This window comes from Legionella sp. PATHC039 (assembly GCF_026191275.1).
GTDB classification, from domain to species: domain Bacteria; phylum Pseudomonadota; class Gammaproteobacteria; order Legionellales; family Legionellaceae; genus Legionella; species Legionella pneumophila.
The window spans coordinates 51,512-66,454 of record NZ_JAPHOP010000001.1 but is presented as its reverse complement, the minus strand read 5'-3'; the positions used below and the strand labels follow the sequence as shown (position 1 = coordinate 66,454).

Genomic DNA, 14,943 nt, shown 5'->3' with positions numbered 1-14,943 from the left:
TAAGCATGACTCATAATCCGTTGGTCCTAGGTTCAAGTCCTAGTGGGCCCACCAATAAAATCAAGTAGTTACGTGTAGTTGTAGGAAAATCGGGCTGAAATGGTGATGCGTATCCTATATTTAATAAAGAACCCGACTTTCAACTTAAAGAAATAATAGTAGGTGAAACAAAGGAATTAAATGCTATTCTAAATGGATTTAAGTTGACCCAAAAATCTTCTTACAAAAATAAATTAACAGAAGCATTAAATTGTTATGTTACCCCATTGGACAGCAAAGATCATAATGTAGGATTAATGCGTATCTGGAATGCTATTGAAGTACTCACATCAAAGCAAGAAGACTCATTTGATAAAGTGATCAAACGATTTTCACTTTTATATGTTAATGAACAATATCGATTACAGATTCTAATGTATATAAGAGATTTTAGAAATAGATTTGTACATAACAATGATGAGGACACCAATGCTAAACATTATTGCTTTGAGTTACAAAAAGCATTTAAAGATATGATCTTTTTTCAACTTAGAAATAGAAAGCTATTTAAGGATTTTGACGATGTTCTTGCATTCTTGGATCTACCCAAAACCAAGCCCGCACTGAAGAAAAAAGCTAAATTTATTAATAGCGCAATAAAATATGCAAAATAATTATCTTTCATCCCCCCTGGAACATATACATTAACGTGGCCCAGATGCAAGCATAGCCATAAGCAAGGATATTAGGATACGAATATCCCTAAATCATGGGGTAAAGCCTTTAATTGAAATTAATCAAAAGTAGTTACTAGCCTGACACGGGGGAATCTTGTCCATCGAGACAGAAAGGATAAGATGGAAATATATTAATTATAACTAAAAGCAACGTAGCCTGGGAGTAGGCCCAAAGGGCCGTATCCCAGGTTTACATTCCACATCCATTCACTCACCAAACTCTTCTTCAACACCATGATATCCCCAATTTTCTGGCAATACCCCTTTCTGAACATAACAATGGAAACTGGAATATGACCATTCTTTAGCTGAGTTTGCATATCCATGTTTAACAGGATTAAAGTGGATATAAATGAAACCCTGGGATTCGGCCCTTGGGACCTTCTCCCAGGTTACGCAGGCTGAGGTTTTGAATTGTCTTATTGCATTTCAAGAAAATTCAGATGGTTAGGATTTCCATGTCTGTTAACAGCGATATGCTATATTTGTAGTAACCTCAAAATAAGAGCTTTTAAATTAGTAGCTAAAAATTCTTTACTTAATTTCCAAAAAATTGTCTTATTATGTGCCGCAGTCGATACATAAGTATGGCTAAAATACTTACCATTCCTCTTTTTTTTATGGAATGGTTTACACGTTCAGTGTCAGATCTTGCTTTTTGCTTTTTGCTTTTTGCTTTTTTATTTTAAGAAGCAAAAGGCAAGATCTGACCCTAGTCCCCTACATTTGCTCGCAAACGGGATTACAGCCCTGATGGACACAAGCCTGTTGGCAAGCAAACAGCCTACGCTAGCTTATACTAGAATAATGTAAACCAAAATAATCACCAATTTCTTTTAAGGTAAATTGTCCACTTTAGTACGCAACTTGAATATTTTCATTTCTTGAGTGGACATAGGAGTCTTTTGATTGGCAGTTTTTTGTCTATCTGAGTTAGTAGACAACCCCTTACTTATGAACTATATAAACCATAAGTAGTCATAAGCTTACAACGAGGTAAACAATGAAATTTTTCAACCCTAATGATAAGCAGGAAAGCACTTTTGATAAATGTATGGCAGAATACAGAAATCTTGTATTTGGTAATATAAGTGAACGCGTTAATCAATTAAATGAACGTGCACCAAACTTTAAACCAATTGATTTTGAAAGAGAACAATCAGTACAAGTTGGTGTGGGCGAATGTGCATTTATAAACGCTGATACAGAAGAACGACGGATCTTAGGCTCTGTAGGCGCAGGAACTTGTTTTATTCTAGCGATAGTTGATCCCAACAATAACGCGGCATGGCTTGCTCATGTAGATGTTTTAGTTTCTATGCCACAACTCAAAGAGATGTTAACAAAAGTATTTACAAAAATTAATCCTAATTCTGCTGTAGCGCATATAGTTGGAGGAAATGATTCATCTATAGTACAAGGTATAGCAATTTGTAATGAATTAGAAAAAAATGGGGTAACGATTAGCTCAGCATTATTAAGATCAAAAATGGAAATGGATCAACTAAGCTTAGCCATAGATCCTAAAACCGGCACTATTTATGCCCCAGAAGCTAATAATCTAAAAGCACGTAATGATTTATGGCGTAATCTAAGCAATAGAATGACTAAAAGTAATGAAGTGGGCTCAATCGGACTTACAGAAATTTCACCACTTCCAATCGAATCAACTAGCAAGCATTATAGTGCCCCACCTATTTGAGACAGTGGTGGTCTAAGCGTAATCGTTCAGGGTCAGATCTTGCTTTTTGCTTTTTTATTTTAATAAGCAAAAAGCAAGATCTGACCCTAGTCCCCCTTATTGTTATGCCAGCCTAGCTTATCTAAACAACGTGCTTGCGCTTCTACAGGAAAGACTTGCACATAAGATGTTAATAAATCCCGTGCATGATGACCTGGCGAAATGGTTAAACCTAATCTAACTAACTCACGCCGTACATCTGAGGCATCTCCTTGTAATAAGGCCAGTGGCATTGCCCATTGGTGTGTTATACCATCATCATCTTGCCATTCTAATAAGCGACCCCATTCACCATTATGCGCATCTCGCATTTTTGCAGTTACGTACAGTGGCGAACAGATCCAACTTGGTGCAAGCTCATTGCCATCTTTATCTATACCTAAATAAAATACGCCTTTATTGTTTATATGAAACTTGCCACCAGCATAGCCGCAGTTGGTTATTTGCGATTGATGGTCTGCTTGTTTGACTTTTGCATCAAAGGCGATGATTTGATTGTTGCTCATAATATTCTCCAACACATGCTTGCAAAGACCACACAAGGCAACCTTTGCTGATATTTAATTCCAGACAAGTTGATGTGTGCTATGAATAGCTTTGTTAACTTGTTGAGCTATAAATTTTCTGTTGAATATATTCGAGAACATCGCTTTTGCGATATAGAACTTTACGACCAATTTTGATGTAGGGGACACCGCCACCAGCCCAACGATTACGTTCAAGTAATTGAGTAGAACAACTAAGAACTGCGGCAATGGTTTGTTGATTGAAAAGAGCTGATTGGGGGGCTAACTCAAATTCATTTAATAGGTGTAACCGAGTTGTTTTTGGTGAAGACATGAATACCTCCGTTTCATAATAGATTCAGCATAGAGCTGACTTTTTAATGTATTTTTGATTACGCAATCCTTTAATTAATATTATTTAAAAAACACGGCACACTGCATTAAACAGTTGAGCGATGCTTGCGACTCTTTCCTGCCCATTAGGAATGGTTAGCAGGTCTGGCTTTAACTTCAAGCTCGACCAGAGTATTGCTGGTTTGCTAAAACTCTGTAAGGCAAAAAATATCGAATTAAAAGAGGTGTTATCTAATGATATTGATTGATACTGAAAATCTCTTTAAAAATGAAGGTGTCCCATACGTCCCATGGTTGAAAAATAAGGTAGGGACGTGTCTAGCCCAGTAATGACGCGGATGCCTCACTTGTCCCTTTCGTCCCTCTCATTTCTATAATCCATAATAGACGAACTTATAATCCATATTGGACGAAGCCAAATAGAACTACCGCCTTCAAGATGCTAAAGTGTTATTAATTCTTGTATCATAGGTTTGTAGTATTCTGCTGCGCCAGCCTTTACTATTAAGTTATTTGTAGGCTGATATTCCGCGTCACTATGCGTCTGTCCGCAAAGAACTAAAAAGTCTATTGCGGGACTCTCAAGAACATAAGGCATCAGTACATCACCGATAGCTTTAGAGCTGAAATAGGGTAGATAGTTCTCATCACTGACCTGCCCCATATGCTGACAAGCCTCCTTGAAGGGAGGAACATGAGTCAAAACTATTATTTTTCTGGGTTGAAGCCTTACTGCTTGTAATAAGTCATTTTCCAATGCATTAGCATCTAGATCAGCTAACTCTTGCATTTTTTGTAGCAGATGCTGTCGACTTAGCATTTTTTCCTGAAACAAATCCGCAATCATTCGGCTGTCATTGAGTGAAACTGGACTGTTTTGATAATCACCTAATCGACCATCCGCCCATCCATCTTGCCCTAATAAAATTGTATTATTGGGAAGGTGTTGTAAACCTGTCGCAGGCAACCAAAATAAGTCAGCATGAGCCGCGCTTAATTCAGTCAATGCCTTACGTACATCCGAAATAATTCCACGATAATAATCATGGTTTCCGACAATAAAATATATGGGCATTTTGATTTGCCCAACCATTTCATTTAAAAGATTGATTAGAGAAGGAGCTTCGGCGATGTCACCACTAATCAATGTTGCATCGCAGCCAGTAGCTAGAATGTCCTTATAGTATTTTTGGCGAGACTCAACCTCTAGAAAATTGAGGTGGATATCCGTTAACCAAGCCAGTTTCATTTGCATGTACCCTATTCTTTTTGAGCAAATTGTTCTATTCGTTTTATCACAGTTTGAACTCGTTGCTCTGTCACTGGCCCGTCATTAAGATGGCCAGGGATTGACTGCATGAATTCATCGTTCTTTAAGAATTCATTGAACACTATCCTTAAGTGCTTCTTTAAATCATCACTTGAAGTGTGCACTTGCTCTGCAATATCAATACATCCTGCGATCACCGTAATCATGTCTTCAAAGTCATGACTTCCAAGAAAATCATAGTTCCCTCTTGATTTAAAAGCCTCTATTTTAGTCGCTAAAAAATAGGGGGCTGTTACAGATTTGATGGTAATGTCCTCTGTAAGCTGATGATCAACAGCATGTTTGATTGCTTCTTTATACCACTCATTTCCCCAACCCAAAATTTTTTCATCTGTAGGCATTACATCCAATATGATGTCGTCAAGATGCCAACGACAGGTGATCTCATCTTGCATCGAACGATAAAAGCCTTTCTCTTTTAGTTTTTCCTCAAACTTATAGTACTGACCTAACGACAAAACATCGATGATGCAGTCAACATCCAATGTTGTGCGAACATCTAATGATAATGGATCATTTATAAACAAAGCCGTGGTGCAGCCACCAAGATAGACCACTTCATCGTTCAATTCCCCGAGTTTCCTCGCAACCAACTCCAGCATTCTTAAATTTGATGTCGCTCTTTCGTTTCTTTGATGCATAAAACTCCCTTAATAACTCTATTGCTATCTTACGTTCTCTAGCTCGTCCTGAACGAATCGCGTCAATGAGAACCAGTAGCTCGTAAAAAGATTGATCCGGGTGTTTTGCTAACGCCTCCGGCACAGATCGATACAATGGTTCTAAAGCTAACCCTCGCTGATCGCCCTCAGCATAAGGCCATACTGGTATGGGGTCATCTCCCAACACAATGTATTTTTTAAATAGAGGAGCTGCATAGCTTGTAGGGATACCCCGTGTATATACTCCTAGTTGCACCGGAAAGAAGTATTTTACACCGTAAATCAAGCATTCCTCACAAGCGGCTTGTATGGGCATCCGAATAGTTTTATTTGAATTAGACTCTTCAGATTTACGATATACAGGTGCAATCAATCCAGATAATTCCAATCGCTTCATCCCTTCATGAACTTCAGAGGCGCTCATGCAAAGATAGGTTGCCAAATCTTTTTGAAGTAATTGCTCTGGATGCTCACTAGCTAATATTTTTAACAGTATCACGATGTCTTGTGGCTTTAACATTTATCGTTCCAATGTGACTTCTATAAACAGAGTATAGCATAAATTCGCAATTCGCGAATCGCGAATCGCGAATTTACTATAACTGTTGGTTTTATTACTTAAGTGCAGGAATTATCCGTGTCCCATACGTCCCAAAGTTCCAAAATAAGGTGGGGATGTGTCTAGCCCAGTAACGACATAGATGCCCCACTTGTCCCATTAGTCCCATTAGTCCCAAGTATTTTTTAAATGAATTTAATTCCATTTGAATAGGTTTCCAATGAAAATTTGTTCTCATTCAAAATTAAAAGCGCATGCCCATCAGCTACATCAGGTAGATTAATATTCCACAATTTTTTATACCAGGAATCATCCTTATCGATAGGCTTTTTTATTAACTCATAAGCCAATTCTGCCTCAACTGTGAGACGACCTTGCTGGTATTGTTCTTCTATTATATCAATATCGCTTTCTAGCCAATCTAAGGATTCATTCATCTCCCGGATAGTAAATTGATTCCAAGTGCAGGTAAACGGTGCACCCATATGACCACTGATCCAAAAATTAGGCATAAAATGCATGATTAGGCGAGATAAAAGTCGCTCTTTCCCAGGACTAACATGCGAAACAAATATCGAAGGTTTGCTTTTATTTTTAATCTGCTGATACAAAACACCAAATTGATGTAATGCTGTCCATACCTTGCCCCCATTACCTGCAATTGGTTTATCGAATAACTTCTTACTAACCAAAAAATTACCTCCCAAACCGTAAAGAGAAAACTCTAGTTCATTTTTACTTGTGTGGAATTGATAAAATTGATGTTCATCAAGCACGTGCAGATTTTCAACATTGAGACTGGCATTTAATTGCCTCAAAACTTGCACATCTTCGTGATTTCCCCAGACCGCATAAACAGGAACTGAAAATTTCTTTACACCTGAGATAAAATCAGGAAAGTCTCCTAGTAATCTATTTTCTTTGACGATTTCTATTAGTCTTTCTCGATTAGTTTGTTTATCAACTTCATATTGTCACCAAACTGGTGAGTGGGATACTAACAAGCGTAATTCCCTTGGGCTAAGTCGATAAATGCTCTGTTCATCATAAAACCCAAAGTCACCTGCATGAATCACCATATCAGCATTAGTTTGAGCTATCATTTGATTGATGATATCCAAATTACCGTGGGTATCACTGATTAATAAAATTCTGCGCATTGATATATGCGCCTTAAATCATGTTAACACTATTCAAATAATTTAACTTATTCAAACTCTCAAGTTAAAAGAATTGAATTTTCTTAACATGAGTAAAAATTTAAGTATACATAAATACTATATTAACATAGCATTACCGCATACTTAAATAAATAATCGCATTAAGTAGGCATTTATACTATAATTATATGGAATAAACGTCCACTTAAATTCAATTATGAATAAAAAACACGCTATTAATGTACTGAGAGAACAAGATAAACAAGGTAAATACATCTTTACTAATCGCGATCTCTCTAAGCTATTTCCAGAAGACTCCTTTAAAACCTTCAATGAAGGACTGAAACGTCTGGTAAAATCAGGAGTACTTAAGCGCGCTTGCCGAGATGTATATGTTAATGAAGATGCCAGACAATTTGACAGTTATGCCATCGAACGTATTGCAAAAACACTTAGACGAGGCGAGTACAATTATGTCAGTTTGGAATCTATGCTATCTGAATATGGCATCATCTCACAAATTCCTATTGATAGAATAACGATCATGACAACAGGCAGAAAAGGCATCTACAACACTGCCTATGGGGTTATTGAATTTACGCACACTAAGCGAACGGTCAAAGATATTCTCAATAGCACCACCAAAATCAATGAACGACCTCTTAGAATGGCCACTAAACAAGCCGCTTTAAGAGACCTAAAACGGGTTGGTCGCAATATGAATTTAGTTAATTTGGATGAGTTAGTATGATTAAACCTACCGCCATAAACAGGGAAGATTTTAATTTATTAGTAGAACTTGCCATGCGGGAAGAGGGCTATTCGCATATGAGGCCTGTCATTGAAAAAGAATTATTACACTATGATTTGCTTTTTGCTCTGGATAAACAAGGGTTATTGGATAAATTGACCTTTCAAGGCGGTACATCACTTCGTCTATGTTATGGTTCTTCACGTTTTAGCGAAGATCTCGATTTTGCTGGAGGCTATGATTTTACCACGTCAAAACTACTGGATATGAAAGAGTGTATTGAAGGCTATATCGCTTCTCGATATGGTTTGGATGTATCGGTGAAAGAACCGGCAGAAATGTCTATTGAGCCTGAGTATCAAGATATTAAAGTTGATAAATGGCAAATTGCCATTACTACATCACCAACTCGAAAGGACTTACCAAAACAAAAAATTAAAATCAAGGTATGCAATATTCCCGCATATACAAGAACGCCACAGGCTCTAAATGCTAATTATGATTTTTTGCCTGACGGTTATGGAGATGTGCTGATCATGACAGAAAGCCCTGATGAAATTATGGCCGATAAATTAATCTCCCTGGTTAATACAACCCGATATGTACGTCATAGAGATATTTGGGATTTACGCTGGTTAAAGCAGCGTGGAAGTTCTATTAACAAGCAATTTATTTTATCCAAAATCAATGATTATAAAATTAGTGATTACCCAACCAAATTCGAGCAAATGATTACCAACATTGAAAAGATTATCTACAGCGAAGATTTTCATAATGAACTATCACGCTTCATTCCCTTAGATGTTCAGGAAAGGACGTTGAAAAAAGATAAATTTAAAGAATTTTTGTTTAATGAAACTCGGTTATTATTATCCGAATTGATGACGTTATTTGATGGCAAATCAGAACAGGCGGAGTTTTATATTTAAGATTTGAGAGTATGCAGGATGAACAAAACAAAGCGTCTCCACCGGGACTTATTGATTTTAGGTTTCAATTAAAAAAAGATACTCAGAAATATTTGATTAATTATATCTTGTCCTACAGTGAATTGGACTGTAAAGATCTAGCCCAAATACTTGAAGCCAGCCCCATGATTCTCAGCCAAGTACTAGCTGGAAACGAGTTCTTAGAGCCAGTGAAGGCACACAAATTATTCCATTATTTCACCATGATGATTGGCCATTAACCCTTTTAAATTCTATCACATTACGAATATACTCACTTACAGTGTAAAGCATATAATTTGAGGGCGACCAAAAACGAGGCCGTGTTTTTAGCATATCTTATGTACTCTGTATACATTGTTTGAAGTCATAGTAGCAGGAGCACGACGGCATAAATGTTATTAATGGGCGTTGGGTGCGCATCTTAATGCACTCACAGAATACCTTCATTTTGATAGAGCTTGTCATGTAATGAAACTCCAGTAATTTCTGACATAGTCTGTCGATATATTTCAACTTCCTGCGGGTAACTTACTCCCCTGACAATCGACAAGCTTCTTAATGTTGAAAACAAATTAAAATCATCAATAGTAAGGTTTCCATGAACAGCACTCTGATGTTGAATAAATGGCCCTATTAATTTTAACTGCAAGTGTACCTCATTCAATAGTTCATTTGTTTTTGCCAAGAGCTCGCTAAAAACCCCAAACAATTGCTCTTTTTTCTCAATATAATACTGCCGCGCATCCTCGGTCTCAAACTCTTTTAATGGGGCAGAAACCCATCGAGGAAAAGCAAGCTTCATTGTTGCTTTGTTCAAACGCTTGGCAATAGCAGCGTATTCTTGCTGTTCGGGATGTGAAGTAATAATTTGATGTCCAAATGAATTGTCGATATAAGAGATGATATCTAAACTCTCTGAAAGATACTTACCTGGCTCTATTTCTAAAATTGGTACCATTTTACAGCCGATCATACTGATGGGTGTGCTCTCATCATTGTGCTGAAGAATGATTAGATCATAATCAATTTTCTTAATACCAAGAATCATTCTTACTTTGACGCAAAATGGACAATGATCATAGGCAAATAACTTCATAAAAATACATCCCCACGTTTTTATTAATTAGGATAGGGTTTAACCTAGAAAAAGCAGTTGAAGCTACTACGAGCTCCTAGTGTACTGAAATTGAAAGCTTTTTCTAGGTTAAAATTGCCAATGAGAATTTCGTAGCACAACTTGATATCCGTCTGCATCCTCAAAAGTGACTCCCGATTTGACCCAGTAAGGATTATAGGGCTCTACTGGCGAAACCCCTATACTCTTCATCCTAGTTATCGCAGACTGCCATGCAATGGTATCGCTAAAATAAAAGACTAATAAATGCTCATGGCTGGGTGCTTTTCCATAGTGAATACCATATTCTTGAATGAATTCCAGATGATAACCATGATTCTTGTGGCTGAGGATAATGCCGCGATATCCATCCAAGTCGAACTCAGATACAGTACTAAACCCAAGACCTTCAATATAAAATTTCTTTAAATCATCAATGTTATCACTAGGTCGTGCAATTCGAATCTGTTTATTTGCCGTGCTCATAGTGCCCTTTCAGTTGGGTGACTAAATCTTTGGGGTTCTCCATGATAAGAGCAAGCTGTAAATGATCTTCGGTAATAAAACGCTCTGCTGAACAGTTATTGAGAAAACTCAGCAACAACTCGTAGTATCCATTGATATTCAAGAACCCAATCGGTTTATTATGAAGGCCTATTTTTTTTGCATTCCAGACTTCAAATACCTCTTCAAACGTCCCAAGACCACCAGGAAACGCTATACAAGCATCAGCCAACTTTAGCATTAATGCTTTTCTATCTTGCATTGTCTCTACTAGATGAAGCTCAGTGAGACTAGTATGCTGCAATTCACTGGGTAGAGCTGTTGGCATGACTCCTACAACAGTTCCTCCTGCTTCTAATACAGCATCCGCAAGCACACCCATTAAGCCATTACGAGCACCTCCATAAACTAGAGTGCAATTTTGTTTCGCTAACTCTAATCCTAATAATTTAGCACTGGAGCGATAAGCAGGATTTTTTCCTTCCATTGCCCCTAAAAAAACACATATAGACATCGCACTACTCATTGTCCTCATCCTAAAATACCATCAAGTACCTGGGCTATTTGTCTTTTATCCGTGTTAACACCGGTTATTGCAAGGACTATACTATCCCACAAGGCAATTCGCGCTTGAAGTGAACGTACGACCGAGTCTGCCGCTCTATCCCATAATGCATCGTCGTTACCACAGAGATCAGTGACCATCTGAAACGCTAAGGGCCCATGCTCTCCACCATCCAACTCTATATGACGTTCAAGATATTTAATTAGTTTTTCAGGGTTAATAGATCCAATGTTCTTGATCCCTTTGACTATCTCAATAAACATCTCAGGAACTAATGTCTCACGCCCCATAGTAAATGCAGCGGCAATTGCAACAACATCATTGGACTCAATAATCGAAAAGGTATTATCCATGAACTGCTTGGCTGCTTGTGGAATTGGTAATCCCTCAACAGCCTGACGATAGCTACCACATTCACCCACTTTATCAAGCAGTTTTGTGATCAGAGATGTATCACAACCCAAATCATTCATCGCAAGTACATAATATTCCATGTGACTGTATACAGAGCCATCAATTTCATCACACTCTTCACCCAAAACAATCTCGTTAATAAGACGGCTTAACCTTACATTCGTGCCAGGGATCCAGGGCACTTGAGTACAAGAAAGCTTATTTTGCAAGGCTTTCAATAAACTCATGAAGTCCCAAACTGCAAATATATGGTATTCCATAAATAGTTGTAGCGCCGTAAGTGATTTTATAGCGGTGTATAGAGGGTGATTAATTAATCGCTCTTGCAAAGGTGCGGCAACATGCTTTAGTTGCTCCACTTTTGATGACCGAGTAAGGTCGCTTATAAATTCTACATTTAACATAAAATAACTCTCAAGGTTAATGGATTAGACTATTAGCTCTTTGAGCTTCCCTCTTTTCTTGTTCGCTAATAAAACATTGTAATAAACTTTTATCAAAGTTCTTTTGGGCAAGCATGAATGGTGTTTCACTATTTTTATTTTTACAGGTGTAATCAACTCCATGTTGCATCAGCTCACGCACTACATCTTGACGATTAAATTTTATTGCTAAGTGTAAGGGGGTTTCACCATCTTTATTACACAATTCTGTATTGGCGTGGTTGGCTAAGAGAATTCTCACTGTAGCTATTCGACCAAATTTAACGGCCATGTGCAGCGCCGTGTCACCTGAATTATTTTGCATATCAATAGACTGCAGGTTATCTTTCAACAACAATCGCAATGCGCTTTCACGTCCATAAGCAGCCGCTCGAAAGAATGGGGCTGCCCCAGATTTATCCAGGTGATTTGCAACAGCACCGCTTGTTAATAATAAGTTAATAACTCGGTCATGGCCATACTCCGCTGCAATATGCATAGCTGAATCACCCACGTTGTTTACATGACTTATGTTTGCCCTTGCATGGATGAGACTACCAACCACGGCTTCTTGCCCATATTTAACAGCAGTAAGAAATGGCGTGGCTCCATCACTGGAACTGATTATATCAACTTCAATTGAAGCGAAACTCAACAAAGCGTCAACCGCCACACTATTACCATATTGAGCGCCAACATGTAGCGCAGCTATGCCATCTTGATTTCGTACATTTGGATTAGCACCTTGAGCTAATAATTGTTGAATTGCCAAGCCTGAATTATCAAAGGCTGCATAATGAAATGCTGTTCCTTTGTCCTCATCAACTCCATTAACTACTGCACCGTGCTGTATAAGACAATTGAGCGTAGCGCTAGAACTATTCAATGCAGCAATATAAAGTAACCTACTGCTCGTACAAATAGACTTTTTTAAGTGAGCCTGATTAATGAGCCGGATTAATGAATCTACAGCTCCTTTTTTAATTGCTCGTTCCGCTAAATGACGGGCTACTAAACACAAGAGATCAACTGTATTTTTATCATTTCGATTAAATAACGCGCTCAAAGAACCCAGCCTAATCGTACATGCACTATGAGGAAGTATCGCCTTCAAACCACCCGTACGGATGATGTCCGCTACCACAGAGTACATTTTATTCATTGTGGCATGAGCCATATTAATTTGGGTTATCTTTTGTTTACAAAGCGGACATACTGTATCCGTACAATCATCAGCCTGCTCAGCATTCATGAGCACTGAAAAATTTACAACATGAGAGCTATCACAGTTGAGCTCGACTGGTTGTTGCAATAATGTCCCAGATGCACCGCAGAACAAGCCTAAAGAGTTTAACTCTTCTTGAGATTTGCTGCCCGATAATATAGCTACAACCTGCTGAAATAGAAGTTCTTTTGCTTTTTCATCTGTGTCTATGAATGAAGAATATTCCCAACTAACAAAATGCTCAATAATTTGAGCCACTAGTTGCTCTGGTACGATAACAGCTGGTAGCGTTATGCCCAAAATTGAACACATCTTTTGTAAGCGTTCAGCTGACAGAATATTGTTTTGCATGGCCTTAGCCAGATCAGCGCGAATAAGATCAAGGCTATAGAAGTGAATATCTCCTGTACCATAATCCCACAAAAGCAATGGGATTCTGGGGAAATTATGATAAGAGTCTCGTGCGATTAAATATTCATAAAACAAATTTATCCGCTCTGTACTGTGATACGAATAAAATAATGCTCTTAGACCATGTCGTGTTAGTCCTCTTAAAAGCTCGTTATTTATTTTATCATTTGCATTGATTCGCATATGGGTCTGCAACGCAGACTTTGTGATGCTATGAGTTAGCAAACCATTTAACCATGGTTTGGTGATTGAGCCAGCATTTTTGGGCCATATGTATCTATCTCCCTTATGATGTAATAAAGCATCATCAAATAAAAACCCCAGCCGGTTATCCGCATACGGCGTGTACAGTCCATTAGTACTTACCGATGAAACAGCCATTTTTTTGGTGTACGGGGTTTCTTTTGGCTTACCCCTATCTTCATCAAATGAAATACTTCTTGGTAAAAGCTTACCCGCCTCATCCCTGTATTTTTCAAAGAATGATGTGCTTAAAACAACCGGTTGTCTTTCAATCGCTTGGTATGATTTACGAGTTCGCTTAATACACTGTCTAGCACCGGTTCGATCATTGCGTTGATCTGTATAGTGTGCTCTGTCTTTTGTTGTTTCAATGACAGGACGTACGTGCCTTGGATCACTGAGCATTTTAAGCTCTAGATCTGATAAGGTAACTACCCTTGCAATGCCATTTCCAGCGCGAATAATACGAGAAACCTCGTTTAAATTAAGATTTCCCTTAACGGACTCACGGTAAAGAGGCTCATCATAGGGCTCTTTTGTTGCAAGAACTTGCCAACAGGCCATTGGATTTTCTGTAAACTCATATAGCTGCTTCGTGTAACCACCAATGACACTTCCGCCTGTGTCATGAATGCATGATTTTGCAAACTGCCACAAGGGCTCAAAGGTATAACCCGACTGGAGGTATTGACTGTCATACATGCTATGCATGCTCCGCATGGATTCATCTGATCGACAACGTTGTAACTCAAGATCATGAGCTAAACGCAAAACAAGTTGTGCTAACTCCTTATTATTAGGATTTCCTAAATCTTCTACTACTTTTTTTTGATAAAAATCTAGTTCTTCCACTGTAGAAAAAAGTTGGCGAGCCGATGGTGAGTGCTCAACAAACTCACGAAAAGCCTGTGCAGATTGAACTCGATAACGCGTATACAATTCGACAGAGTCAGGACGTGATACCTCACTATCGCGCCCAACCACTTTAAATACGCTTGCCAACTCAATTTTTTCGCAAAATGCCTCTAATATTCCATCCTTCTTCATGGCAACAAGTTGCGATTGCAATGCGGGAATCCCATAGTTTAAAAGAGTGTCAATGATATAGGGTACATATCTCAAACTGCGTAGTGTATGGACAATATTATGATTTGGTCTGTGGACGATACCATGCTCCAGCTGAATTTTTGCTAGATTGTTATAGTGGAGTAAGTTTTCTTCTGTAAAGATGTCAGTATAAGGCTTAGAAAGATACCGAGCATGCGCAAACAACAAAGCATCTTTCAACAAAATCGATAATTCTTTTGCCATAACAA

Annotated in this window: 13 protein-coding genes and 2 pseudogenes; 4 read left to right on the top strand and 11 right to left on the bottom strand. The window is 38.2% G+C overall.

Annotated features, from left to right (window positions below; genetic code table 11):
* Window positions 1-203 precede the first annotated feature (203 nt).
* Window positions 204-653, top strand: coding sequence for a hypothetical protein (locus tag OQI99_RS00315; protein ID WP_265731008.1), 450 nt, complete (start codon window positions 204-206; stop codon window positions 651-653).
* A gap of 1,066 nt (window positions 654-1,719) precedes the next feature.
* Window positions 1,720-2,418 (top strand): hypothetical protein, encoded by a 699-nt coding sequence (locus tag OQI99_RS00310; protein WP_265731007.1) that lies wholly within the window; start codon window positions 1,720-1,722, stop codon window positions 2,416-2,418.
* 98 nt (window positions 2,419-2,516) lie between these two features.
* Here OQI99_RS00310 and OQI99_RS00305 read toward each other — a convergent pair.
* The 6 genes and pseudogenes from OQI99_RS00305 to OQI99_RS00280 all read right to left on the bottom strand — a co-directional run.
* Window positions 2,517-2,963, bottom strand: a pseudogene (locus OQI99_RS00305) (DUF927 domain-containing protein); the annotation flags it as partial.
* A 94-nt stretch (window positions 2,964-3,057) separates the two neighbouring features.
* Window positions 3,058-3,297: a DNA-binding protein gene (locus tag OQI99_RS00300; RefSeq protein WP_265731006.1), complete on the bottom strand. Its 240-nt coding sequence runs from the start codon at window positions 3,295-3,297 to the stop codon at window positions 3,058-3,060.
* Window positions 3,298-3,759: 462 nt separating this feature from the next.
* Window positions 3,760-4,566: a metallophosphoesterase family protein gene (locus OQI99_RS00295; protein WP_265731005.1), complete on the bottom strand. Its 807-nt coding sequence runs from the start codon at window positions 4,564-4,566 to the stop codon at window positions 3,760-3,762.
* Window positions 4,567-4,577: 11 nt separating this feature from the next.
* On the bottom strand, window positions 4,578-5,288 hold the full coding sequence (locus OQI99_RS00290; protein ID WP_265731004.1) for a hypothetical protein: 711 nt from the start codon (window positions 5,286-5,288) through the stop codon (window positions 4,578-4,580).
* A complete protein-coding gene (locus OQI99_RS00285) occupies window positions 5,206-5,829 on the bottom strand; it encodes a hypothetical protein (protein WP_265731003.1) in 624 nt (207 codons plus the stop codon). The genes OQI99_RS00290 and OQI99_RS00285 overlap by 83 nt, the downstream gene beginning before the upstream one ends.
* 224 nt (window positions 5,830-6,053) lie before the next feature.
* Window positions 6,054-7,028 (bottom strand): annotated as a pseudogene (locus tag OQI99_RS00280) (metallophosphoesterase family protein).
* Between the two features lie 217 nt (window positions 7,029-7,245).
* Here OQI99_RS00280 and abiEi point away from each other — a divergent pair.
* Window positions 7,246-7,779: a type IV toxin-antitoxin system AbiEi family antitoxin gene (abiEi, locus tag OQI99_RS00275; protein ID WP_265731002.1), complete on the top strand. Its 534-nt coding sequence runs from the start codon at window positions 7,246-7,248 to the stop codon at window positions 7,777-7,779.
* Complete coding sequence (locus OQI99_RS00270) at window positions 7,776-8,708, top strand: nucleotidyl transferase AbiEii/AbiGii toxin family protein (RefSeq protein WP_265731001.1); 933 nt, start codon at window positions 7,776-7,778, stop codon at window positions 8,706-8,708. The genes abiEi and OQI99_RS00270 overlap by 4 nt, the downstream gene beginning before the upstream one ends.
* Before the next feature lie 451 nt (window positions 8,709-9,159).
* On the opposite strand, the gene grxB is transcribed toward OQI99_RS00270, so the two are convergent.
* The 5 genes from grxB to OQI99_RS00245 form a co-directional block, all read right to left on the bottom strand.
* Window positions 9,160-9,825: a glutaredoxin 2 gene (gene grxB, locus OQI99_RS00265; protein WP_265731000.1), complete on the bottom strand. Its 666-nt coding sequence runs from the start codon at window positions 9,823-9,825 to the stop codon at window positions 9,160-9,162.
* A gap of 108 nt (window positions 9,826-9,933) precedes the next feature.
* Window positions 9,934-10,329: a VOC family protein gene (locus OQI99_RS00260; protein WP_265730999.1), complete on the bottom strand. Its 396-nt coding sequence runs from the start codon at window positions 10,327-10,329 to the stop codon at window positions 9,934-9,936.
* Window positions 10,313-10,873, bottom strand: coding sequence for a TIGR00730 family Rossman fold protein (locus OQI99_RS00255; protein WP_265730998.1), 561 nt, complete (start codon window positions 10,871-10,873; stop codon window positions 10,313-10,315). The genes OQI99_RS00260 and OQI99_RS00255 overlap by 17 nt, the downstream gene beginning before the upstream one ends.
* 5 nt (window positions 10,874-10,878) lie before the next feature.
* Window positions 10,879-11,730, bottom strand: coding sequence for a DUF3050 domain-containing protein (locus OQI99_RS00250; protein WP_061513894.1), 852 nt, complete (start codon window positions 11,728-11,730; stop codon window positions 10,879-10,881).
* Window positions 11,731-11,746: 16 nt separating this feature from the next.
* A complete protein-coding gene (locus tag OQI99_RS00245; RefSeq protein WP_265730997.1) occupies window positions 11,747-14,938 on the bottom strand; it encodes an ankyrin repeat domain-containing protein in 3,192 nt (1,063 codons plus the stop codon).
* Window positions 14,939-14,943: the final 5 nt, after the last annotated feature.

Bases quoted from the DNA above. Each gene is read 5' to 3' on its own strand.
- OQI99_RS00310 (WP_265731007.1), top strand. From the start codon at position 1,720: ATGAAATTTTTCAACCCTAATGATAAGCAGGAAAGCACTTTTGATAAA.
- OQI99_RS00300 (WP_265731006.1), bottom strand. From the start codon at position 3,297: ATGTCTTCACCAAAAACAACTCGGTTACACCTATTAAATGAATTTGAG.
- OQI99_RS00295 (WP_265731005.1), bottom strand. From the start codon at position 4,566: ATGAAACTGGCTTGGTTAACGGATATCCACCTCAATTTTCTAGAGGTT.
- OQI99_RS00290 (WP_265731004.1), bottom strand. From the start codon at position 5,288: ATGCATCAAAGAAACGAAAGAGCGACATCAAATTTAAGAATGCTGGAG.
- OQI99_RS00285 (WP_265731003.1), bottom strand. From the start codon at position 5,829: ATGTTAAAGCCACAAGACATCGTGATACTGTTAAAAATATTAGCTAGT.
- abiEi (WP_265731002.1), top strand. From the start codon at position 7,246: ATGAATAAAAAACACGCTATTAATGTACTGAGAGAACAAGATAAACAA.
- OQI99_RS00270 (WP_265731001.1), top strand. From the start codon at position 7,776: ATGATTAAACCTACCGCCATAAACAGGGAAGATTTTAATTTATTAGTA.
- grxB (WP_265731000.1), bottom strand. From the start codon at position 9,825: ATGAAGTTATTTGCCTATGATCATTGTCCATTTTGCGTCAAAGTAAGA.
- OQI99_RS00260 (WP_265730999.1), bottom strand. From the start codon at position 10,329: ATGAGCACGGCAAATAAACAGATTCGAATTGCACGACCTAGTGATAAC.
- OQI99_RS00255 (WP_265730998.1), bottom strand. From the start codon at position 10,873: ATGAGTAGTGCGATGTCTATATGTGTTTTTTTAGGGGCAATGGAAGGA.
- OQI99_RS00250 (WP_061513894.1), bottom strand. From the start codon at position 11,730: ATGTTAAATGTAGAATTTATAAGCGACCTTACTCGGTCATCAAAAGTG.
- OQI99_RS00245 (WP_265730997.1), bottom strand. From the start codon at position 14,938: ATGGCAAAAGAATTATCGATTTTGTTGAAAGATGCTTTGTTGTTTGCG.